Origin of the sequence: Chryseobacterium sp. 7 (assembly GCF_003663845.1) — a bacterium.
Classification (GTDB): Bacteria; Bacteroidota; Bacteroidia; order Flavobacteriales; family Weeksellaceae; genus Chryseobacterium.
Window position 1 is genome coordinate 2876558 of sequence record NZ_RCCA01000001.1, and the last position, 21847, is coordinate 2898404.

A 21847-nucleotide genomic window follows, 5' to 3' on the forward strand; every position below is an offset into this window, starting at 1 on the left:
AATTAAATTGAAATAAAAAAGGATTTTCATCCTCTTTTGTTCTTTATTTCAGCAGATTGGTAATCTTCCCTACCAGCCAATGATCATCACTTTTTATCGCCAGATCCATGATGTTATTGATTTTTCCGGTTACAGAACTGAAATCGTTCATCAGTTTAATGAATTCCTGAGCTTCTTCCGAATCTTTATCCTCTATATTTTTTAATTCTTCAAGAAAAGAAATCACAGGTTCTATTTCTCTTTTTCTGCGTTCTTTTGTAATTTGTTTGAACAGGTACCAGACATCTTTTTCTGCAACAAAATATTCTTTACGGTCACCTTTCACAAACTCTTTCTTCACAATTCCCCAGTCTATCAAGGCACGAAGGTTCATATTGGCATTTCCTCTTGAAATCTCGAGCTGTTCCATCACTTCATCGGTAGAAAGAGGTCTTCCACTTGCCAAAAGCAGTGCATGCACCTGTGCCATCGTACGGTTGATTCCCCAATTGGTAGCAAAGGTTCCCCAGGTCTGAATGTATTTTTCTTTTGCCTCTGAAAGTTGCATTGTATTTCTCTTTTTTAATTTCTATGGCAAATGTAATTATATTTTTTGAATTTTCAATAATTTTTGAAAATTAATTTAAAAAACATTCACCCTTTTAAATTTTCACACATAAGAATTTTGTTTTACAATGCTTTCCGGAAGTAATCCTTGTGAAGAATAAAAAGCAGACATCCTTGAGAATGCCTGCTTAGGATTGTAAAATTTAAGACTAAGGTTCTATTATCGTAGTGATTCCCTGGTTCCAGTATTGGGCTTCCGGCATATAGTACAGATATACATTGCTGGATTTTCCGGTATAGGTTCCTGCAAATTCTACTTTAAGATCAAGATTGATGGTTTTTGTTTCCTCTGCATTGAAATGTTCCCAGTACAATACCAGATAATTGTCGAAAATTTCATAGTAAGAGACTTGTTTCTTATCAATCAAATCTTTCAGCAGAGCATTCTGAAGGGTAAGTCCTGCCGGAATACCTATTTTCGCTATTGTCATTGGCAGCTGGCCGTTTATTTTGTTTTTAATGATAACGGTCATTCTATTGGTCTCCCCTACTTTTGAGATTCCGGACTTTAGTTTTGTTTCCATGGTAACCGGAATATCTTTGCTTTCCGGAGCCTGTAAGGTGTAATATTGGTATTCCAGTTTGTAAGGCAATCCTTTTTGAGTGGGATAACGAACACTAATTTTATTTTCTCCAACTTTAAACGCGGACGAAAGGCTCATCATCGTTGAAGTCTGTGCCTGGTTAATTTTGATAATCGGCTTTTCAGTTCCATACAGCTTCTCATTTTTGGAAAAGAAATCTGACAGCGCCTGTACTGCTAGTGTTGTTGCCTGAGTAGAACCGAATCCAAAATAGCCGTTAAAACCAATAAGCTGGTCTGCAGTTTCTGCAATTTTCAGCTGGTTTAGTTTTTCATCTTTCTGAAGTGCCATAATATATAATGAAAGCGTTTCCGCATCCGCAGATATTCCCCATGAGCCTGTAAAAGTAACTTCAGATTTTACTTTCTTCGTTTCATATTGTATGTCCAGAATTTTCATCAGATCGTCATATTCCTGCTGTTTTCCTAGATTGGAAGCTGCGTTGGCAAGCAAAGCCAGCTGATAGGTATCTTTTGTAGCCAGAGCTCTTTTCAGCGTTACCTGAAAGGTATCTTCAATTTCATTTTTGAAACCTAATTTGGATAAAGCATATACAACGTACATATTTCTCGACCATGAATATTCGGAGTATGTTTTTTTGGATTCATAGGGTCTTCTCACTTCAAATAACCCATTTCCACTTTTTCTGGATAAAATAAATGAGGAAAGTCCCTGAATAATCTTCACATCCGGATTTACATATTTTTTTAAATCTGTAAACTCTAATAATGCAAATGCGGAAAGTGCAACATCTGATTCTTCGGAACTGAAATATCCGAAACCTCCGTCTTTATTTTTATAGCTCAGCATTTTCTGGAAGCCTCTTTTCAGGTTTTTAACTATCTGATTTTCTGTTGCTGCATCAATTTTCTTTTTTGATTTTAAATAATCCAGGATAAAAATATTCGGATATACTGTTGAGGAAAGCTGCTCAAAGCATCCGTGAGGCTCTCTTTTCAGCTGCTCCAGGTCTTCAAATAGTTTCAAAGCTGTGTTTTCAAATACATAATAGGATGAATACAGGCTTCCGTTGATATATTCCGGGATATTGATTTTAAGATCTTCTGTTCTATTATTAATGATAGAAAAACGGTGTGGGAATCCCTTCTCTTCTACTTTAAACGGAAGAATCATGGTTTCTCTGAAATCTCCTGATCTGACAGAAAACTGGATATCAGAATTGATAACCTCATCGGTCTGAATTTTGACAAACAGCCTTCCTGATTCTAGTGGTTTTAAAGTAATAATACTGTCAGAACTGACTAGTTTTACATGATTAGGAACAATCACATCCATGGTCATTGTACGGATTTCGGAAGAATTATTTTTAATGACTACAGGAATTGTCATCTGATCGGTTCTTGTCAGGTACTGCGGAATTTTAGCATCAATAGAAATAAGACTCTGTGCAGCATAGGTGGTTTCATCTCTTCCTAAAAGTCCGGTTGCAGAAATACCTTCTGTCATTACTCTAAAGGTGGAATTGGCATCTGAATTATAAAACTCCACCTTAGCTTTTCCGTTTTTATCGGTTTCTACAACTGGATTCCAGTAAAGTGCTTCCCTGTAATCAAAACGGTAGGAAGTATTGGTGGTTTCATATTCCGGATAGGCAAATTCTCTTCCAGCAGCATATGATACCAATCTTCCGGATGGTAAACTTTCTACAGCAATATACGATTTTGGAGTGATATCCCATTTGATTTGTGAGCCGCCATTTTTATAGGAAGTAATAATAACCACTCCATTTGAGGCTCTGCTTCCATAGATGGTGGTAGCAGCAGCATCCTTCAGAACGGTAATGCTGTTGATATCATTCGGGTTGATAATGGTATTAAAATTTTCTACAGGAACTCCATCTACAATTAATAATGGAGCTTTATTGGCAATAGAAGCAGCACCTCTGATATTAATTGGAGTTCCTGCTCCGGGAACTCCAGAAGAAGTTACCGTTAATCCTGCCACTTTCCCGCTTAGCAGAGAAGTTATATTGGGGTTTTGAGTTTCTAAAGAAGATGTTATGGTGGTAGAGGCCATCGTATTCTTATCCTTACTCATTGAACTATAGCCTATTACAACTACTTCTTCAATACTCTTATTTTTACTGATTGTATCAGTTTTTGATCTTCCCGGACGGTTTATCTGGCTGGTATTGTTTCTGTTTTCTTTTGTTTCTTCCTTTTTTTCGGCTTCTTTTACTATTTCTTCTACATCTATATTGGACAACTTTTGTTTTTCTAAAGGATTAATATCAAGATCATAAGATAAAATTCTGATGTTCAGTTTTTGTTTAGGCTGATAAGATTTTGCAATAATTTTGTAATAATTTCCTGCATCTAAATCTGAAAAATAAAACTTCCCGTTTTCGGCAACAGTCTGTTTCAGGATCTTTTTATCATTGGTACCTACAAGAAAAACGTCTGCTTTCACTGCTTTCCTGTGCTCATCTTCCACTACACCATAAATGGTATTTTTCTTTTCGGGAAGGTATTTGTATTTGTTAGTTTTCAGAACTTCCGGGATCAGTTCAAAGTATCTGTAACCGTTGGTCAGCATTACAAGATCCAAGCTTTTATCTGCTTTTTCTTCTTTTTTATCGAAATAAAATTGAGGCTTTTCAATTTTACCTTTCAGCTCAGAGTCCATCAGGAGCCATGAGATGAGATGGTTCTGCTTGTCATCTGCGTACGTCCAAAGTTTGTCATCCACCACACTTAGTCCCAGATTTGCCGGAATGGGTTTACTATTTTCATCGGTAGTTTCAATATTCAGAATTACTTTTTCTCTTGGCTGGTAATGTTTTTTTACAGGAGTAACTTTTATATTGAGCTGATTCTTTTTATTGGTGAAAACCACACGTTCTGCCAATGGAATATTATTTTCCAGAATTGTGAATCTGCAAATGCCTACAGGAAAATCTTTCTCCTCAACTTCCAGAGAATTCGTACCGTTTTTCAGTAAAATAACTTTGTTGTACAGTTCTTTTCCTCTGAAACTTCCTTTCAGGGTAATTGATTTTTCCCGTGTTGAAATGATAGTAAAAGCCAGTTTTTTGTTTCCACTCTGAACATTTAAAACCACTCCTTCATCTTTTGCGGCCGGAAAATTAAAAGTCTGAGCTATATTCTCCGGTTTCAGCACTTTTGCATAATAGGTTTCTCCTTTTTCAGGGGTAAACCGGAAGCTTCCCATCCCGAAATTATAGGCTGAAATTTCTTTTATCTTTTCATGATTTTGATTGTATACAGCCAAAACAGCATCCACAGGTTTTTCAAATTCATCCAAAATTTTAAACGCGATATTCTGTTCTATTCCGTTGATAAAAGTTCCTCCTTCTGGTAAAAATTTCACATCCAGATTATTCAGAACAATGGGGATATTTCTGGAAATAGATTCGGTAAATCCGTCAAAATTCACTTTGATATTTAAAAGGGCATCGGAGGATTTCAAAGCATCAGGAAGTTTAAAAGTCAAGAGTTTTTTTCCTTCTTTATCAGTAATAAATTTTCCTTCTGAAATGGTTTCTCCGTTGTGCATTACAGTATAATCTGCTTCATAAAAAGGAATGGGAAGATTGCTGAGGCTTCGCATTGAAAAATCAGCGCTCACCTCATCGCCCGGGCCATATCCTTTTTTAGGAAAATCCAGCTTCATTAAAATTCTGGGTGATACAATTTTCTGAAGAGTAATTTCTTTTTCGAAAGCATTTTTTCCTTCTTCATTTTGCATCCAGTTCGTAAAAGTCCGGATTTTATAAATTCCACCCTTCATATCACTGTCAAAATAGAAATATCCCTGAGCATATCCATTGGTAATTTCATATTTCAATTTTCTTACGGTGCTTCCTGCCGGATCTATGATTTCAAAATTAACCACTTTACTGTCTTCTGCCGGAAGGTTATTATTGCCTTTTACCACGTATATTTTAAAATACATTCCTTCACCAGGCTTATAAAAAACATGGTTAGTCTGAATATAGGTTTTCTCTTTCTCAAAGTCCTGAAATGTTTGCTGGGCTTTCAAAGAAACCGTTGATAACAATAAGCTCAGCAGGATGATACAGGTTGAAATAAATTTGAAATTCATAGGTTAAAATCTAAGTGAAACAATGCATCCAAAAGTTTTAAAAGAAGGAAGGTTGAAAAAATCCAGCCCTCTTCCGTTCTCCATATCATAAAAATTCTGATTGGAATCTACACCTTTATTGGCCTGCCAAAGCATTATATTATTTACGTAAAATGTCAGCCTGAGGTTCTGTTTCCTGTTGTTAATCGGAAAATCAGAAGACAAAGAGATATTGTTGATTCTTATATAATCTGCCTTTTGAATATAGTTTTCTGCCACTCCCAGATAGCCGTACCTCGACCATCTGTTTTCCTGAACGCTGTGATTGGGGTCATAAAAATCAACAGGAGTCTGATTGGCAGTTCCATTCGCCTGTACGCCTTCGAAAATATAATTTTTAATATTCCTTTCTTCACCAGAGTTGTCAGAACGGCCGTAATAATCAAGAACTGCCTGGGTTCCGTTCCAGAGGTGACCGCCTTTTTTCCACTCCCAATTGAGATCTAAAGAAAAGTTTTTATACACAAAATTATGGTTGAATTTCATTACAAAATCCGGTGTAGGATCTGCAATAATTTTCATTCCGGCTGCCTTTTCAGGAAATCCGAACTCATCAATAATCAGTTGCCCCGCTGCATTTCTTTCAAAATAACTTCCCATCACAGCTCCCAGAACCTGCCCTTCCGACAAGGTTTTATAAATGTCTTTAAACCCTGAAACCGCCAAATCCTGATATCCGGGAGCTACCCGGTCTACAATGTCTTTATATTTGAAAAATGAAACTTTATGGGTCATATACATATCATATCCCAAACGCAAACGTTCGTAGGCAAAATTGAATTCGTACCCACTGTATGTATGATCTGCAATATTTTTTAATCTTAACTGATTGTTTTCAAAAACAGGAAATGCATCGTCTGTATTTTTTCTATTGAAATACTCACCATCTAGACTTACTTTATAGCCAAGGTTTAATCTGGCTCCTATTTTCCATTCTTTAGTATTGATATTGGATAAATTTCTGAAACTTTCAACTTCCTGTACAGGGAAATATTGGTTATAGTTTTGTGCATTCAGTAAAGTGGTTGAATAGGATGCATAAGACCTTGTAATTTCAGGTTCTGCGCTTAATTGAGTGTAACTTCCAACCAGTTTAAAATCATAATTATTCCAATCGAATATATCATTGAATTTTACATAAAAGTTAGCTTTTGGAAGCCAATAATTATTTTTAAGAGAGGTATTAGAAATGTAAAATGAATTTCCCAGGTTAAAGCCTGCTTCAAAATCATACTCATTAATCTCCATATTATAATTAAAAATATGATCCTGAGAAGTTCTTTGATAAAGTGATTTTTGATTCACAAAACTATTATAAACATCAGATTTTCTATCATTCAAAATAAAATTCAGACTGAATATATTTTTAAAATCATACTGCCCCAACGTATATGTTCCCAACAGATTAGAATGGTACAAACTGTTATTCTGAGTCCTTTCATTAAAAACCCTATTGGCAAAACCATAGGTAGAAGATTTGTACTGATCCCAGTTCGTGATATTATCATTTTCATAAGACTGGCTAAGATTCAATCTGAAATCTCCCCAGGTTTTCATAACATTCAGACTAAACTGTCTTTGACGGTTCTGATACCGGTATTTGCTATCCTGCTCAAAAAGAAAGGAAGGGTTGTCTGCGTATTGGCTGTAGCTTCTTTGGGAGCCATTACTCAGGAAAGTGTTTTGTTCGTTGGAAAAAGATATGGGCGTAAGCAATGAATTCTGATAGGCTCTGTTGAACAATCCTATTCTGTTGGTGTTGGTTGCTTTATCTTCTTCGTAATTAAAGGCAAGATTTATAAAATATCCGGAAAAATTTGTATTTAATTTTGCTTTAAAGGCGTTAGCAATATCAAACTGATCTATGAAATACATCTGGTTCTTTTGCTGACCAAGGTTTAGTGAAAGGCGTATTTTTTCTTTATCCTTCTCTTTTATGATGGCATTTACATTCAGTTGGTTATTGTGTCCTATCGTAGTTTTAAATAGGGTGTTATTATATTTTTGTGCACGCTGAAGTCCGCCAGCCCAGGGAATTAGCTTTCCATTCTGATCGTATTCATAAGGCTGTCCGTTAAATCCCAATGCAGAAATATCGGGTCCAAAACTGAACATTTCATTGGTTTCAGGGCCTTTCCATACTAAGTTTCCGTTTTCTGATCTTCCCTGTGCATAGTTATTTTGAGTGCCCGGGATGGTATTTCTGTTTTTAATATCAACAGATGTTGTAAAGCTGCCATTCAACAGGAATGTTCTCTGATCGAGACTTTTTAAGATATAAATACTGTCATTTTTCTGCCTTACTTTTCTTACTTTATCAAAATACGGATAGGAATTTTTACTTAACCGGGTCTTCGCTTTTTCAATACTGAACTCATCTTTAGTCTCTTTTGAAACCAGACTGTCATAAGCTTTGCTGTAAATATTCTCTACACTTACCTTTGCCGTTTGATTTTCCAGAATCGATTTTAATTCTCTCAGCTCATAGGTAGCAATAACATGGGTATTTTTCCCTTGATTCCATACGAGCGTATCATAGGGCTTGGCAGCAATAATGGCAAATCCTTTATCATCAGTAAGCTCATAAACTCCACTGTTTTTATTATGAATCTTTAAAAAATTCTGCGCTTTATTTTTAGGTGTTAAAAATTTTCCAGAATAATATAATTGTGAATTTTGCGCCTGCAAAATAGTAATGGTAAACGGCAATAACAGCAAATAATTCTTTTTCATCCAGTTATTAGTATGCTTAAAAATAAGAAAAAAGAAATTTCGGGGGAAATTTCTTTTTTCAAGGTTTATTTTTGAATTGTTTTATAGCTCTCTATCAGCCTTATAAATTCTGATCGGTAGCCTTCTTCATCTTTATTTTTTCCTTGTTTAGCCAGGTTTTCAATATCTGAAAGATCTTTTTTTGTAATCAGTTCTGAGTTTCTGAGTACCAAACCGAACCACGCCACGGAAGAAGCAAATTTAAAATCCGGACTTATGGAAGAGGTGCTTTCTTTTTTAATCACTTTACTGATTTCCACACTTTTGTCTCCGTCAGGCTTTTTGTACCGGAATTTTACAGTTCCCAGTTCGTTTCCAAAATTTGTTGTTCCTGAAGTTTCAGAGTATTTTAATTTTGTTGCTTTTGGAGTGAATTCTGACTCTACATTGACCGGAATAATTTCATACAAAGCTGTAACTGTATGGCCGCTTCCCAACTCTCCTGCATCAATTTTATCATTGATAAAATCTTCATTTCTTAGTTTTCTGTTTTCATAGCCTATTAAACGGTAAGATTTTACAAACTTAGGATTAAATTCAATCTGGATTTTCACATCTTTAGCAATGGTATAAATATTTCCTGCAAATTCTTTTCCCAAAAATTTATTGGCTTCCTGCATATTATCGATATAGGCGTAATTTCCGTTTCCTTTATCGGCAAGGATTTCCATTTTATTATCTTTATAATTGCCCATTCCGTAGCCAAGACAGGTAAGGAAAATCCCTGTTTTCCTTTTTTCTGTAATCAGTTTTTCGATATCGGTAGTGGAAGAAGCTCCTACATTAAAGTCGCCATCTGTTGCCAGAACAACTCTGTTATTTCCTCCTTTGATAAAGTTTTCCTTTGCCAGTTTGTAAGCCAATTCAATTCCTGCTCCTCCTGCAGTGCTTCCTCCAACCTGAAGATTATCTAACGCCTTAATAATTTTGTCTTTTTCTCCTGCTGATGTAGAAGGAAGAACCATTCCTGCATTTCCTGCATATACTACGATTCCTACTTTATCTTTAGGTCTGAGCTGTTTCAGTAAAACTTTAAGAGAAGACTTCAGCAGCGGCAGCTTATTTTCCTCACTCATTGAACCAGACACATCAATAAGAAAAACAATATTGGAGGCTGGTAGTTTATCCATTGGAATATTTTTTCCCTGAAGCCCTATTTTAAGTAACTTATGCTTAGGATTCCATGGAGAATTACCATATTCAGTATTAATCGAGAAAGGATTACCCGTTTCAGGCTGGGGATAATCGTATTTAAAATAATTGACCATCTCCTCTACCCTCACTGAATTTTTATCAACTTTATTTCCATAATTAATCATTCTTCTGACATTGGAATAGGATGCATTGTCTACATCAATAGAGAAGGTAGAAAGAGGCTGACTGCTTGTCAGCTCAAATGCATTTTCAACTAACGCTGCATATTCTTCATTGTTATAATCAATATCCTGATTGGCTTTTTTTGCAGTCTTTTCAACATTTTTTTCTCCAACCTGATGGTTGTAAACCCTTGCTGATTCATAGAATCTCTCTGATCTGCTACTTGACACTTCCATTGCAGTCACTGATTTTGGTTTCGGACAGCCATTATACTCCGGCATTCCCGGAACTGTAGGACAGGCATCATCTTTATCCAAAATACCATCACCATCTGTATCTGGCCATGGACAGCCGTTATTTTCAGGTGGTCCGGGTACTGTAGGACATGCATCGTCTTTATCAATAACACCGTCTCCGTCCGACTCTGGCCAAGGACATCCGTCATTTTCTACAGGTCCGGCAATATCAGGACACTTATCCAGCTTATTAGGAATGCCATCCTGATCCTTATCTTTACGAATATTGTAAGTCTTTGGTTCACCGGATGTTTCAGTATTTTTTTGAGTTTTACAGCTTGTCAATGCGGCAAGCCCTAACATGGTTATTACAATTTTTTTCATCTACTATTAATTTCGGCAGGAAATTATTAAAATTAATTTAAACCTCCATCATTATTAAATAAAACAGATTCCTGTGAATGTAGAGGAGAAATTACCCGAAGAAATATCTCCTCTTAAAATCACTTCTGAACTGTTTTATAGCTCTCTATCAGTCTTATAAATTCTGATCGGTAGCCTTCTTCATCTTTATTTTTTCCTTCTTTTGCGAGATTCTCAATATCGGAAAGGTCTTTCTTCGTAATCAGTTCTGAATTTCTGAGAACCAAACCAAACCACGCCACGGAAGAAGCAAATTTAAAATCCGGACTTGCTGAAGATATTCTGTTATCAGTATTTTTAACGACCTGGGTTATTTCCCGGCTGATATCTCCGTCAGGCTTTTTATATCTGAATTTTATGGTTGCCAGCTCATTTCCAAATCCCTTCGAAGAAGCTTTTTGGGTATATTTCAAATCACTTTCTTTAGGAGCAAAGTCCGAGTTTACATCTGCAGGGATCACTTCATACAAAGCAGTAACGGTATGCCCGCTTCCCAGTTCTCCGGCATCTATCTTATCGTTTGTAAAGTCCTCATTTTTCAGTTTTCTGTTCTCGTAACCAATCAAACGGTATGATTTTACATATTCAGGATTAAATTCAATCTGAATTTTTACATCTTTGGCAATGGCATACATACTTCCCGCAAATTCTTTCCCCAAAAACTTATTAGCTTCCTGCATATTATCAATATAGGCATAATTTCCATTTCCTTTATCGGCAAGGGTTTCCAGGGTATTGTCTTTATAATTACCCATTCCAAAACCCAGGCAGGTAAGAAAAACTCCGGACTTTCTTTTGTCCTCAATCAACGTTTTAAGATCCGAGGTAGAAGACGTTCCTACATTGAAATCTCCGTCTGTTGCAATAATAACACGGTTATTACCATTCTTCACGAAATTCTCCTCTGCCAGCTTATAGGCCAATTGAATACCTGCTCCACCAGCTGTACTTCCTCCGGCCTGAAGATGATCTAATGCTTCAATAATTTTATTCTTCTCTCCTGCTGATGTAGGTGGCAAAACCATTCCCGCACTTCCGGCATAGACTACAATTCCCACTTTATCTTGTGGTCTGAGCTGATTCAGCAAAACTTTAAAGGAAGATTTCAATAATGGTAATTTATTTTCATCACTCATTGAACCTGAAACATCAATAAGGAACACCAGATTGGAAGCAGGTAATTTATCCATTGGAATATTTTTTCCCTGAAGCCCTATTTTAAGTAACTTATGCTTAGGATTCCATGGGGCGTCGCTGTATTCTGTATTGATGGAAAAAGGATCTCCGTTTTCAGGCTGAGGGTAATCATATTTAAAATAATTAACCATTTCTTCGATTCTCACAGCATTCTTATCAACGACCCGCCCATTATTGATCATTCTTCTTACGTTGGAATAAGAGGCATTATCAACATCTATAGAAAAGGTAGATAAAGGCTGGTTTCGGGTTAACTCAAAAGGATTTTCAACAAAAGCATCATAGCTTTCATTATTTTGAGTAGCCGGGGTAATCTGCTGCTGTTTACTGATTTCCTCCTGAAGCTTCTTAAGTTTTTTTCTTTCTCTTCTGGAAAGATCTTTGGTAGTCACTACAATAACTCCATTTGCTGCCTTACTTCCATAAATTGCGGTCGCAGAATTTCCTTTCAGAACATTAATGCTTTCAATTTTGTTAGGGTCTAATTTTCTGAAATCTTCGTCATTTGTCATCATTCCGTTCACAACATATAGAGCTTTGTTTTCCTGTTTTATAGAAGCCGCTCCTCTGATCACCAACTGATTCTTAATATTAATATATCCCGGAGCGATATTAGTCCCTTGATTCCCTGATCCATTGATTTGAATTCCCTGTGCAGTCCCCTGCAAGGAAGAATAAACCGCAGGCTGGGGCAGGTTACTGACAGAACTTGTAACGGTACTGGATACTGTCATTTCCTTTCTTTTAACCACTTTTGAATACCCCATTACTACAACCTCTTCAATCTGTTTTGTTTGTAAGGTATCATTATAAATTTGAGGTAAAGATGCTGTTATTCTATCAGGAGCTTCAACTGGCCGTGGTAAGCTGCAAGTAGGATAAGGCTTATAAGGTTCCATTATTACAATAGGCGGAGACTGATATGCTATAGGATTAGGAACAGTTACAGGCAGTTCTTCTTTTCTGATATTTTCTTTTATGGTACTTTCTATTTTTGCAATATCAGATTTGTTAATTGGGCCCCTTGATGTTGTATTTTCTGCTATCACAGGCTTTAAAGGTTCAGCAGATTCTTTTTTATTCATAAAATAAAATGCTCCCATGCCAATCACCAGACTCGCAGCAATACCATATGGCAGCCAAAGAGGAATCATTCTCTTTTTCTCTTCTTTTGTATCTAATTTTTCTTCAATTTTCCCCCAAACTTTTTCAAAACCAGGAAAAACTGTTGGTTCTTCTGAAAGCTTAGACGCTTCATTGAATTGTTGATCTATATGATTATTTTCCATTGTTGTAAAAGTTTAAATGTTTTGATTAACGAGAAGTTCCTGTAGCTTTTTTCTTGCAAAATTGAGCTGAGATTTTGAAGTACCTTCACTAATGGAAAGCATGGCTGCAATCTCCTTATGAGGATACCCTTCAATAGCGAAAAGATTAAAGATGGCTCTGCAGCCTTCCGGTAGAAAATTCAGTAAACTCAGAATGTCTTTTTCCAGGGAAAGGTTTTCTGTAGTTCCTGCAGAATGATCAATGAAGTTTTCTTCCAAGGAAATAAACAGTCCTTTATTGGTTCTTAATTTCTGCAGGCATTCGTTTACCGCAATTTTTCTCGCCCATGCTTCAAAAGTATCAGCATTCTGAAGCTGGTTAATTTTCGTAAAGATTTTGTAGAATGTATCGGCTAATACTTCTTCTATGTCTTCATCGTTTTTCAAATAGCGTCTGCAGACTGCGTAAAGCCTGCCCGCCATTTTCTCGTAAACTTTCCGCTGGGCATTGCGGTTGCTGCGCTGGCATTCCAATAATAATTCTTGTTCCATAGTCAGGAGTTATACTATTATAGATGCAGAAACTTTTGTGAAGGTTGGAAACATGGTTAACTTTTTTTATTTAAATAAGAAAAAGCAAAACTGTAAATCAAATTTCTAGTTTTTTAGTATTTTTTTTCATTTCAAATTTAACTTTTCCTTGTGTAACAAATCTCTATTAACAACGACTCTTAATATAAATAATCTTTTTATAGTAATGAAAAATGCCAAAATTGCATCATTACTTTTTGTTTTGTCTGCAGGAAGTATGATGTTTGCCCAAGATGACTTAATCAACAAGTTAAAAAACAACCAATCACAAAATGCTAATTTTCAGTTCACAACGTTAAAAGACGTGGGTGCAACTTCTGTAAAGAACCAAGGTTCTTCAGGAACTTGCTGGAGTTACTCCGGAAACTCATTCCTTGAATCTGAAATGCAGAGAATGGGCAAAAAACCTGTAGATCTTGCTGAAATTTTTACAGCAAGAAACTCTTATCATGATAAAGCAAAATTATACGTTCTGAATAATGGAGCTATCAGCTGGGGTGACGGAGGAGAACTTCACGATGTGATCAATATGTACAAGAAATATGGAGCGGTTCCTCAGGATGTTTATACGGGATTAAAATCCGGACAGACTACAAACAACTTCAAAGAAATGCAGGAGAAACTGAAACCGGTTCTTGATAGTTTAGTTCAGGCTTCTTCAAAAGGAAAACTGACAGATAACTGGATGGATTCCGTAGATGCTATTCTTGATGAGTATTTAGGAAAAGTACCTGCTAACTTCACCTATGAAGGAAAAAACTACACGCCAAAAACATTTGCTAAGGAAGTAGTAGGAATTAATCCTGAAGATTACGTAGAATTATCTTCTTATAAAGACTATCCTTATTTCCAGAAATTTGTAGTTCCGATTCCTGATAACTGGAGCCACGATTCTGACTGGAATATTCCGATGAAAGATCTTACAGCGATCATTGACAATGCAGTAACTAAAGGATATTCTGTAGGTTGGGCAACCGATGTTTCTGAGCCTTATTTTTCTTACAAAAACGGGGTAGCTTACGTTCCGGATATGGATCTTGATCAGATTACCGCAGAAAACAAGCAGACATTGTTTACTGAACCTAAAAAAGATAAAACCATTACTGAAGATATGCGTCAGAAAGCGTTGAACAACCTTTCTACAACGGATGACCACGGTATGCACATCGTAGGTTTGGCAAAAGACCAGACGGGTAAAGAATATTATATGGTGAAAAACTCATGGGGAGTAACCAATGATTTCGCCGGATATATTTATGTAACAAGACCTTATGTTGAATACAAATCAACGGCTATTCTTGTTCACAAAAATGCAATCCCGAAAAACATCTTAAAGCAATTGAAGCCAACTAAGAATATTGGTTTATAGAAGAAATCATTTCTGCCTGTTTAAGGCAGTTTTAGATATTTAAATCTGTTAAAACCCGCTTCCGGAAATTCCGGAAGCGGGTTTGTTTTATTCTGAAATATTGTTTTCTATCAGAGATTCTTTATACATTACTTTAAAATATTCACAGACCATAGGGATATTGGATCCAGGTATTTTTCCAATACGTTCATATTCAGCCTGAATATATTCCCAATACATTTCCCTCTAGCTTTCCAAAGTCCGGTCTCCTTCTCCACAGGCATAAGCAAACTTTCTTTCTACTTTATCAAAGGGAATTACCGACAGTTATATAGTTTCAATAATACAGACCGGACGGTCGTCAGAATCTGTAATGATATTATATTCTCCTACCGAAGGAACTGGATTATTTTCTGACTCAAACACCCAAAGCAATGAACCCGTAGCCGTTTTAATACCGGATATGACAAGTTTTGCAATAGATGTTGCATCTTCTTTTCCTCCAAAATGAAAGAAACCTGCTAATTCTGGTAATTCTGACGAACTACCGTTCAAACTGTTTAAAAATTGTATCCAATATGTTGTGATTTGAGACATGACGTTGCTGTTAGGAAGGTAAATATAATAGTTTCAAAAACATATGTATTAAAGTACAATAATATTTCACATTCTAGTGCAAAGTATTGTCCCGCTTCCAAAAAATATTATATTTGTATCAATCAACAAATTATTACCTATGAAAAATCTTAAAAAGCTATTAAAATCAGATTTAAAGAAAATTAATGGAGGGAATGCTCCAGAGTGTACGCCGGGAACCACAGCCTGCTATATCCCGGGAAGCAATGGAATTCCTCCCCGTTGGAAATGTGTACCAGATTCAGTAGAATGTCCATAAATTGACAAAATCGGCTTTCAGGAAATCCTGAAAGCCGATTCTTTAATAAATAGGTGAAAATTAAATATAAAATAAAGTGAATTATGCTGATTTAATACCGGTTGAATTGTCAATTTTACTTCGCAGTGAATAAATTATGCTGTTAAAAAACTGACAGCGAAGCGAATCACCAATTCATTCCCGGTATTAAAATAAAACGTTCATACTTTCTGCTGAAAAATCAAGAAGAGCTTCTGTGTTTCCGTCTTTGATTTTCTGTACCCACTGAGGATCCTGCAAAATAGCTCTTCCTACAGCAACCAGATCAAATTCTTCATTGTCTAGTCTTCTGATCAGTTCCGTAAGATCTGTTTTTTCTGTTCCCTGTCCTGCAAAAGCATTCAGGAAATCTCCGTTTAAGCCTACAGAACCTACTGTAATGGTTGGCTGCCCGGTAATTTTTTTAGCCCATCCTGCAAAATTTAAATCAGAACCTTCAAATTCAGGTTCCCAGAAACGGCGCTGTGAACAGTGGAAAATATCTACACCAGCCTCTTTTAATGGCAACAACCATTCTTCCATTTCGTTTGGAGTAAATGCCAGTCTGGTCTTATAATCCTGCTGTTTCCACTGTGAAAGACGGATGATAATAGTAAAGTCCTCTCCTACTGCTGCTCTGATAGCTTTTACTACCTCTACAGCAAATCTGCTTCTTTCTTTTAATGTTTTGCCCCCGTATTCGTCAGTTCTAGTATTGGTAACTTCCCAGAAAAACTGGTCGATAAGATATCCGTGAGCGCCATGAATTTCAATACAGTCGAAACCAAGATCTTTCGCTGATTTTGCAGAGGCTGCAAACTGGGCAATCGTATCCTGAATATCTTCAATAGTCATTGTTGAAGCTTTTTCCATTGGAACCAAAGGATAGTCTTCTGACATTCTTGTGTCTCCTACGTGCCAAATCTGAGGTCCCATTTTACCTCCATTCTGATGTACGGTATCAATGACGTTTTTCCAGCTGTTTAAAGCTTCTGTTCCATAGAAATCAGGAATATTCTGCATATTTTTGGATCCCGGTCTGTTGATTACCGTTCCTTCGGAAAGAATCAATCCTACTTCTGAAGCGGCTCTTCTTCCGTAATAGTCTGCGATATTCTGTGTAGGAACTCCATTATCAGACTGTGCTCTGGTCATGGGAGCCATTACAATTCTATTTTTAAGCTGTAAATTCTTGTATTGAAACGGTTTAAATAATGATGATGTGCTCATATTTAAATTTATATTTTATAATTGTTACACAAAGTAACTAATAATAGTTCACTTTTGTATCTTTTATTGAAAAAATAGTGGTAACTTCGCAGTAACTTACATTAGTAACATCCAAGTAACGTATGAATTCTAATTTCTTACGATTATTTAAAATAAATTTCGCCTTATGAAAAAGAATGAATTAATGCAATACAGCTGTCCTCTGGGTAAGGCAATGGCCGCTTTGGGAAGTAAATGGAAGCCTATTATTGTTCTTGTTATTAAAGACAGGAAGTTACGCTTTGGGGAACTGGCAGTACGCATTAATGTCATTTCCAGAAAGGTCTTGACTGATCAGCTGAGAGAAATGGAAACCGATGGATTGGTTATCCGTGAAGAGTTTAAAGAACTTCCTCCGCGAGTAGAATATTCTCTTACAGAAAAGGGATTGGCTTTGTTGCCTATTCTCTATTTGCTGGAAGAATGGGAAGCAAAATATCAGGTAAAAGGACAGCATGAAGATAAAGATTGTTCTTTTTGAATGAAGATGTAAAAAATAAAAAAGCTGTCAATATTTGATGGCTTTTTGCTTTTTAAAACAGTTCTGAATATCATTTATTAATTATCCGGCTTACTTTTTATAAATAGGGATAAAATAAAAAATGTAATTAAAAACATAATAAATTGAATCAAAAAAACGGGCCATATACTGGGATCAGCATATCTGCAGGCAAAACTTAAAACTGACACAGGAAATGTTATCAGCAAAGCATATAAAGTCCATTCACCATATAATGGATCGCTGCCGTAAGCTGAACATACTGCCAATGTTCCGGTTCCTACATAGAGTAGCGAAATAATGAGTGCCCATTTTCGGGACTTCAAAAATGAAATTATTTCTTTCATTTTTTATTTATTATAATTGAGCACTTTCAAAAAGGTAAGTATATCACCAAAATGTAAGCATATAGGTTCTAAATCATTTCTGATGCAAATTTGCAGAAAAATATTCATTATGAATTACAAAGACATTGCAAAGGAAACGATTGGGAATCTTTATAAAGCCCACCACAGCATTAGAAAATCCGGTATTGATGAAAAGCTGATCGCTTTAGTGGAGCTGCGTGTTTCTCAAATCAATGGCTGTGTTATTGCTGCAGTTATCACGCTAAAGAATTATCCGATTTTAGCTTTGAACAGGATGTCATCAACAGGCTTCCGGGCTGGAAACATACCCGTGCATTCAATGATCAGCAAAAGCTTGTTTTAGAATAGGCAGAGGCTCTCATTGACAGCAAAGATAATTGGAAAAGTACCAAAGCAAAGCTTATAGATCAATTTACAGAGCGGGAAATTGTAGAGCTTACTGCAAGTATCACCTTGATGAATACTTTGAATAAACTGAGGATTACTTTAGCAGAAAAGGATTAAAGTTATATGTTTCCGGATTCCCAGTTACTCCAATGATTATTAAAAGGCAATGTAGGTTTCCAATAAGAAGAATCTCTGGTAACCAAAACCTTGGCTATCATCTTATAGGTTTCCTGCTTGCTTGGTAAAATTGCCCTGTCATAATGAAACTTGTCTATAGTCATTATTTTTTTTAGTTTCTTGGGAATATGCATTTTTATTTCATCTTCTGAAGCATAGAGTAATGAAGGATTTGTTTCATTATAATATCTTATTAAATCTCCAAACCCTATCAGCCGCCTATCACTATCAAGGTTTTCTATTTTAATTCCTACTTTCTCATAATCTCTATAATCATAATTAAAAGGAACAAATTGATTGCGGATTTTTATTTCTTTAACCTGTTCTCCAATATGTTCGAATTTTTCTAAATCACTTCCTTCTTTATTTTCTATTCTTACGAATTCATCACCATCAATTAAAACAATATAATTAGTATTACTGATATAATTTATCTCTCCGTGTCTTTCTATTGAGTAACTAATACAATTACCAATATAATTAAGCTCTATTTCTGCTCTTGTTGCTCTATTTTGATATCCATTTTTTTCAAAAACTATAGCCCATTGTCCTTCATCATTTCCATATAAATGTATTCGGTTTCCCGCTGTCATAAAATAACCATGCTCCAAATCCAGAAAAAAATTATATTGAATTTCACCTGATTTCTTTTGAGGAAAATACTGACTTGGTTTACCATTAAAAGCCAAATCCAATTGATTTAAAATTTCAGCTTCTTTATAGTTCTGTGCTTGACAAAAAAATAATGCAAAAAACATATATATGATGGATACCCGTTTCATAGAATTGATTTAAAGATAAGCTAAAAAACATTATATAAGTCTTTAAATATACAAATTTCCTATAATGATAAAAACTAAAACCGCTCCCAAAAAGGAAGCGGTTTTAAAATTTATCTAAAATCCCAATTAGAATATCGCCGGATATTTCTGAGGATTTGTTTCATTAAACATTGCGTAGATCTTTTCTACCATATCATCTGTAGACGGCTTGCTGAAATAGTCACCATCACTTGCATAGGCAGGTCTGTGATCATTTGCAGAGATCGTCAACGGATCTGAATCCAGATATCTGAATGCTTTTTGTTTTTCAAGAATCTGCTGTAAGATAAATCCTGTAGTTCCTCCTTCCACATCTTCGTCAATTACGACTAATCTGTTTGTTTTCTTAACACTTTCAGCAATTTCATGAGATAAATCGAAAGGAATCAATGACTGAATGTCAATCACTTCTGCAGAAATTCCTAATTTTTCTAATTCGTTAGCTGCTTCAGTTACAATTCTCCATGTAGAACCGTAAGTTACCAACGTAACGTCTTTTCCTTCTTTAGTTACTTCAATTTTTCCTACTGGAACAGTGAAGTCACCTAAATTATCTGGTTGCTTTTCTTTTAATCTGTATCCGTTCAGACATTCTACAATGATCGCAGGCTCGTCTGTCTGAAGCATTGTATTGTAGAATCCGGCAGCTTTCGTAAGATTTCTTGGTACCAATACTAAAATACCTTTTGAAAGGTTAAGAATACCCGCCATTGGAGAACCTGAGTGCCAGATTCCTTCTAATCTGTGACCTCTTGTTCTGATGATCAATGGAGCTTTCTGACCTCCTTTGGTTCTGTAATGTACTGTTGCCAGATCATCACTCATTCCCTGTAAACAGTAAAGAACATAGTCTAAGTACTGGATTTCAGCGATTGGTCTCAAACCTCTCATCGCCATACCAATTCCTTGTCCAAGAATCGTTGCTTCACGGATTCCTGTATCAGCGATACGTAAAGCACCATATTTTTCCTGCATTCCTTCCAATCCCTGGTTGACGTCACCAATATTTCCGGTATCTTCTCCAAAGATTAGGGTTTCAGGATATTTTTCAAAAATTTTGTCAAAGTTATTTCTGATCACTACTCTTCCGTCTACATCTTCAGAGCTGTCAGAATATACAGGTTTGATTTCCTGAATATTTTCAGCTTTCCACTGAGACTGAGAATATAAGTGAGAAGAATAGTTGTCTTTTTCAACAGCTGCTACTTCATTGTATTTCTGCATCAGTTGAGTTCTTTCTGCAGAGTTTGTCCCTCTTGTTGCCAATAAAGCTTTTCTTACCAAATGGAAGATATCTTTTTTAGCTTTTGAAACCAATTTGTTGAATTGAGCAATATACGTTTCCACTTCAGCATTCTGACCTTTAAGGTTTTCCACTAAAGGTAAAATAGACTGAATAAGTTCTGAAATTGATTTCTGATAGTTTTCCCAGGCCGTTTTCTGTCCTGCTTTTGCAATCTTTTTGGCTTCATCATCAATGGCTTCCAGTTCTTCGCTGGTAGCAATTACTTCCTCTTTTCCTTCAATTTCAATAGAATAGTTCAGAATCCATTCTTTGAATTTTGCCAGACCGTCATACTCAGCTTCCCAAGCCAGACGCTCTTCGTTTTTATATCTTTCATGAGATCCTGATGTAGAGTGTCCCTGAGGCTGAGTAACGTCAATCACATGCACTACTACCGGAACACTTTCTGTTCTTGCAAAATGTTCTGCCTTAGCATACGCATCTAATAATGCCGGATAATCCCAAGCTTTCACCTGAATAATCTCACATCCCTGGTTTTCTCCTTCTTTTCTCTGGAAGCCGCTCAGCATTTCACTGATGTCCCCTTTTGCTCTCTGGTTTTTTGTAGGAACAGAAATTCCGTATCCGTCATCCCAGATAGAAACAATCATAGGAACCTGAAGCGCACACGCTGCATTCAGAGTTTCCCAAAAGTGTCCTTCTGCTGTAGAAGCATCTCCAATAGTTCCGAAAGCAATTTCGTTACCTTCTCTTGAGAATTTTTCTGAACCGTCAAATTTTACGCTTTTATAGATAGTAGAAGCCTGGGCTAATCCCAATAATCTTGGCATCTGTCCTGCTGTTGGAGAAATATCCGAAGAAATATTTTTTTGAGCTGTCAAATCTTTCCAGCTTCCGTCTTCATTTAAACTTCTTGTTGCGAAATGCCCGTTCATCTGTCTTCCCGCTGAAGCAGGCTCTCTTTCCACGCTGGTATCTGCATACATCTGTGCAAAGAAACTTTCTACTGTTAAGGCATCTATTGCCAATGCAAAAGTCTGGTCTCTATAATATCCTGAACGGAAGTCTCCATTTCTGAAAACTTTCGCCATTGCAAGCTGAGGAAGTTCTTTTCCATCCCCAAAAATTCCGAATTTAGCTTTTCCCGTAAGTACTTCTCTCCTTCCGAGATAAGACATTTCACGAGAAATCCTTCCTAACCTGTAGTCTTCAAGTATCTGATTTTTAAAATCTTGAAAGGATATTTGCTGTGTTTCAATATAGGTTGTTTGCATAGCTAAGTAAAAAAGTTTTTAATCTTCAAGTATTTTGCTAATATACACTTTTTAAATTAATTTTAATTTTTAATAATCTTTTTTAAAAATTTGATAATAAAAAAAATTGTGCTTTATTTTGATAAAAATTGTAAATGATGGAAAAAAAGTCACCTCACATTTTGAACGCTTCGAGCAATCTTTTAGGATTTTCACTGATTATTATTACTTCGTTAAAAATCGCTAAAATCAGTCAGAATACACATTTGGACGAATTTGCGGGATTTGCCTGTATTCTTTTTGCCTGCAGCTGTTTTTTTTCTTTTCTGGCGATCAGAACGAAAAATATAAAGCGGGAATCTACATTTGAGAACATTGCGGATTATTTATTTTTAATCGCTTTATTTTGTATAGTCCTAGCTGTTATTATTGTAACCCTGAAAATTA

Annotated in this window: 16 protein-coding genes; 4 read left to right on the forward strand and 12 right to left on the reverse strand. The window is 35.9% G+C overall.

Going from position 1 to position 21847, the window contains the following annotated elements:
- Positions 1-43: 43 nt before the first annotated feature.
- The 6 genes from CLU97_RS13315 to CLU97_RS13340 all read right to left on the reverse strand — a co-directional run bounded on the left by CLU97_RS13315 (position 44) and on the right by CLU97_RS13340 (position 13080).
- Complete coding sequence (locus tag CLU97_RS13315) at positions 44-547, reverse strand: GbsR/MarR family transcriptional regulator (RefSeq protein ID WP_047388136.1); 504 nt, start codon at positions 545-547, stop codon at positions 44-46.
- Between the two features lie 208 nt (positions 548-755).
- Entirely contained in the window at positions 756-5276 is a 4521-nt protein-coding gene (locus CLU97_RS13320) for a TonB-dependent receptor plug domain-containing protein (protein WP_121488361.1), read from the reverse strand.
- 3 nt (positions 5277-5279) lie between these two features.
- Positions 5280-8048: a hypothetical protein gene (locus tag CLU97_RS13325; RefSeq protein ID WP_121488362.1), complete on the reverse strand. Its 2769-nt coding sequence runs from the start codon at positions 8046-8048 to the stop codon at positions 5280-5282.
- A gap of 65 nt (positions 8049-8113) precedes the next feature.
- On the reverse strand, positions 8114-10024 hold the full coding sequence (locus CLU97_RS13330) for a vWA domain-containing protein (RefSeq protein ID WP_121488363.1): 1911 nt from the start codon (positions 10022-10024) through the stop codon (positions 8114-8116).
- 119 nt (positions 10025-10143) lie between these two features.
- Positions 10144-12549, reverse strand: coding sequence for a vWA domain-containing protein (locus tag CLU97_RS13335; RefSeq protein WP_121488364.1), 2406 nt, complete (start codon positions 12547-12549; stop codon positions 10144-10146).
- 12 nt (positions 12550-12561) lie between these two features.
- On the reverse strand, positions 12562-13080 hold the full coding sequence (locus CLU97_RS13340; RefSeq protein ID WP_121488365.1) for an RNA polymerase sigma factor: 519 nt from the start codon (positions 13078-13080) through the stop codon (positions 12562-12564).
- 205 nt (positions 13081-13285) lie between these two features.
- Here CLU97_RS13340 and CLU97_RS13345 point away from each other — a divergent pair, with 205 nt between their 5' ends.
- Entirely contained in the window at positions 13286-14488 is a 1203-nt protein-coding gene (locus CLU97_RS13345) for an aminopeptidase C (RefSeq protein ID WP_121488366.1), read from the forward strand.
- Between the two features lie 87 nt (positions 14489-14575).
- On the opposite strand, the gene CLU97_RS24200 is transcribed toward CLU97_RS13345, so the two are convergent.
- Together CLU97_RS24200 and CLU97_RS13350 are read right to left on the reverse strand one after the other, a co-directional pair.
- Entirely contained in the window at positions 14576-14707 is a 132-nt protein-coding gene (locus tag CLU97_RS24200; protein WP_262690162.1) for a hypothetical protein, read from the reverse strand.
- A gap of 87 nt (positions 14708-14794) precedes the next feature.
- Positions 14795-15064 carry an ASCH domain-containing protein gene (locus tag CLU97_RS13350; protein WP_121488367.1) on the reverse strand — a complete coding sequence of 90 codons (270 nt, stop codon included), beginning with the start codon at positions 15062-15064 and terminating at the stop codon, positions 14795-14797.
- Between the two features lie 139 nt (positions 15065-15203).
- Between CLU97_RS13350 and CLU97_RS23705 the strand changes: the two genes are divergently transcribed.
- Positions 15204-15362 carry a hypothetical protein gene (locus tag CLU97_RS23705; protein ID WP_183084568.1) on the forward strand — a complete coding sequence of 53 codons (159 nt, stop codon included), beginning with the start codon at positions 15204-15206 and terminating at the stop codon, positions 15360-15362.
- A 186-nt stretch (positions 15363-15548) separates the two neighbouring features.
- Here CLU97_RS23705 and CLU97_RS13355 read toward each other — a convergent pair whose 3' ends face one another.
- Positions 15549-16610 carry an NADH:flavin oxidoreductase gene (locus CLU97_RS13355; protein WP_121488368.1) on the reverse strand — a complete coding sequence of 354 codons (1062 nt, stop codon included), beginning with the start codon at positions 16608-16610 and terminating at the stop codon, positions 15549-15551.
- A gap of 166 nt (positions 16611-16776) precedes the next feature.
- On the opposite strand from CLU97_RS13355, the gene CLU97_RS13360 reads away from it, so the two are divergent.
- Positions 16777-17130: a winged helix-turn-helix transcriptional regulator gene (locus CLU97_RS13360; RefSeq protein WP_121488369.1), complete on the forward strand. Its 354-nt coding sequence runs from the start codon at positions 16777-16779 to the stop codon at positions 17128-17130.
- Between the two features lie 77 nt (positions 17131-17207).
- On the opposite strand, the gene CLU97_RS13365 is transcribed toward CLU97_RS13360, so the two are convergent.
- Positions 17208-17495 carry a hypothetical protein gene (locus tag CLU97_RS13365; RefSeq protein ID WP_121488370.1) on the reverse strand — a complete coding sequence of 96 codons (288 nt, stop codon included), beginning with the start codon at positions 17493-17495 and terminating at the stop codon, positions 17208-17210.
- A 109-nt stretch (positions 17496-17604) separates the two neighbouring features.
- Between CLU97_RS13365 and CLU97_RS24050 the strand changes: the two genes are divergently transcribed.
- The gene (locus CLU97_RS24050) at positions 17605-17859 is read left to right on the forward strand and encodes a carboxymuconolactone decarboxylase family protein (protein WP_228437699.1); all 255 of its coding nucleotides are present in this window, start codon (positions 17605-17607) and stop codon (positions 17857-17859) included.
- A 163-nt stretch (positions 17860-18022) separates the two neighbouring features.
- Here CLU97_RS24050 and CLU97_RS13375 read toward each other — a convergent pair whose 3' ends face one another.
- On the reverse strand, positions 18023-18862 hold the full coding sequence (locus CLU97_RS13375; protein ID WP_147436484.1) for a DUF7003 family protein: 840 nt from the start codon (positions 18860-18862) through the stop codon (positions 18023-18025).
- Positions 18863-18988: 126 nt separating this feature from the next.
- Entirely contained in the window at positions 18989-21421 is a 2433-nt protein-coding gene (locus CLU97_RS13380) for a thiamine pyrophosphate-dependent enzyme (protein WP_121488372.1), read from the reverse strand.
- Between the last annotated feature and the right edge of the window lie 426 nt (positions 21422-21847).

Coding starts and splice junctions, on each gene's coding strand:
- CLU97_RS13315 (WP_047388136.1), bottom strand. CDS start 547: ATGCAACTTTCAGAGGCAAAAGAAAAATACATTCAGACCTGGGGAACC.
- CLU97_RS13320 (WP_121488361.1), bottom strand. CDS start 5,276: ATGAATTTCAAATTTATTTCAACCTGTATCATCCTGCTGAGCTTATTG.
- CLU97_RS13325 (WP_121488362.1), bottom strand. CDS start 8,048: ATGAAAAAGAATTATTTGCTGTTATTGCCGTTTACCATTACTATTTTG.
- CLU97_RS13330 (WP_121488363.1), bottom strand. CDS start 10,024: ATGAAAAAAATTGTAATAACCATGTTAGGGCTTGCCGCATTGACAAGC.
- CLU97_RS13335 (WP_121488364.1), bottom strand. CDS start 12,549: ATGGAAAATAATCATATAGATCAACAATTCAATGAAGCGTCTAAGCTT.
- CLU97_RS13340 (WP_121488365.1), bottom strand. CDS start 13,080: ATGGAACAAGAATTATTATTGGAATGCCAGCGCAGCAACCGCAATGCC.
- CLU97_RS13345 (WP_121488366.1), top strand. CDS start 13,286: ATGAAAAATGCCAAAATTGCATCATTACTTTTTGTTTTGTCTGCAGGA.
- CLU97_RS24200 (WP_262690162.1), bottom strand. CDS start 14,707: ATGTATTGGGAATATATTCAGGCTGAATATGAACGTATTGGAAAAATA.
- CLU97_RS13350 (WP_121488367.1), bottom strand. CDS start 15,064: ATGTCTCAAATCACAACATATTGGATACAATTTTTAAACAGTTTGAAC.
- CLU97_RS23705 (WP_183084568.1), top strand. CDS start 15,204: ATGAAAAATCTTAAAAAGCTATTAAAATCAGATTTAAAGAAAATTAAT.
- CLU97_RS13355 (WP_121488368.1), bottom strand. CDS start 16,610: ATGAGCACATCATCATTATTTAAACCGTTTCAATACAAGAATTTACAG.
- CLU97_RS13360 (WP_121488369.1), top strand. CDS start 16,777: ATGAAAAAGAATGAATTAATGCAATACAGCTGTCCTCTGGGTAAGGCA.
- CLU97_RS13365 (WP_121488370.1), bottom strand. CDS start 17,495: ATGAAAGAAATAATTTCATTTTTGAAGTCCCGAAAATGGGCACTCATT.
- CLU97_RS24050 (WP_228437699.1), top strand. CDS start 17,605: ATGAATTACAAAGACATTGCAAAGGAAACGATTGGGAATCTTTATAAA.
- CLU97_RS13375 (WP_147436484.1), bottom strand. CDS start 18,862: ATGAAACGGGTATCCATCATATATATGTTTTTTGCATTATTTTTTTGT.
- CLU97_RS13380 (WP_121488372.1), bottom strand. CDS start 21,421: ATGCAAACAACCTATATTGAAACACAGCAAATATCCTTTCAAGATTTT.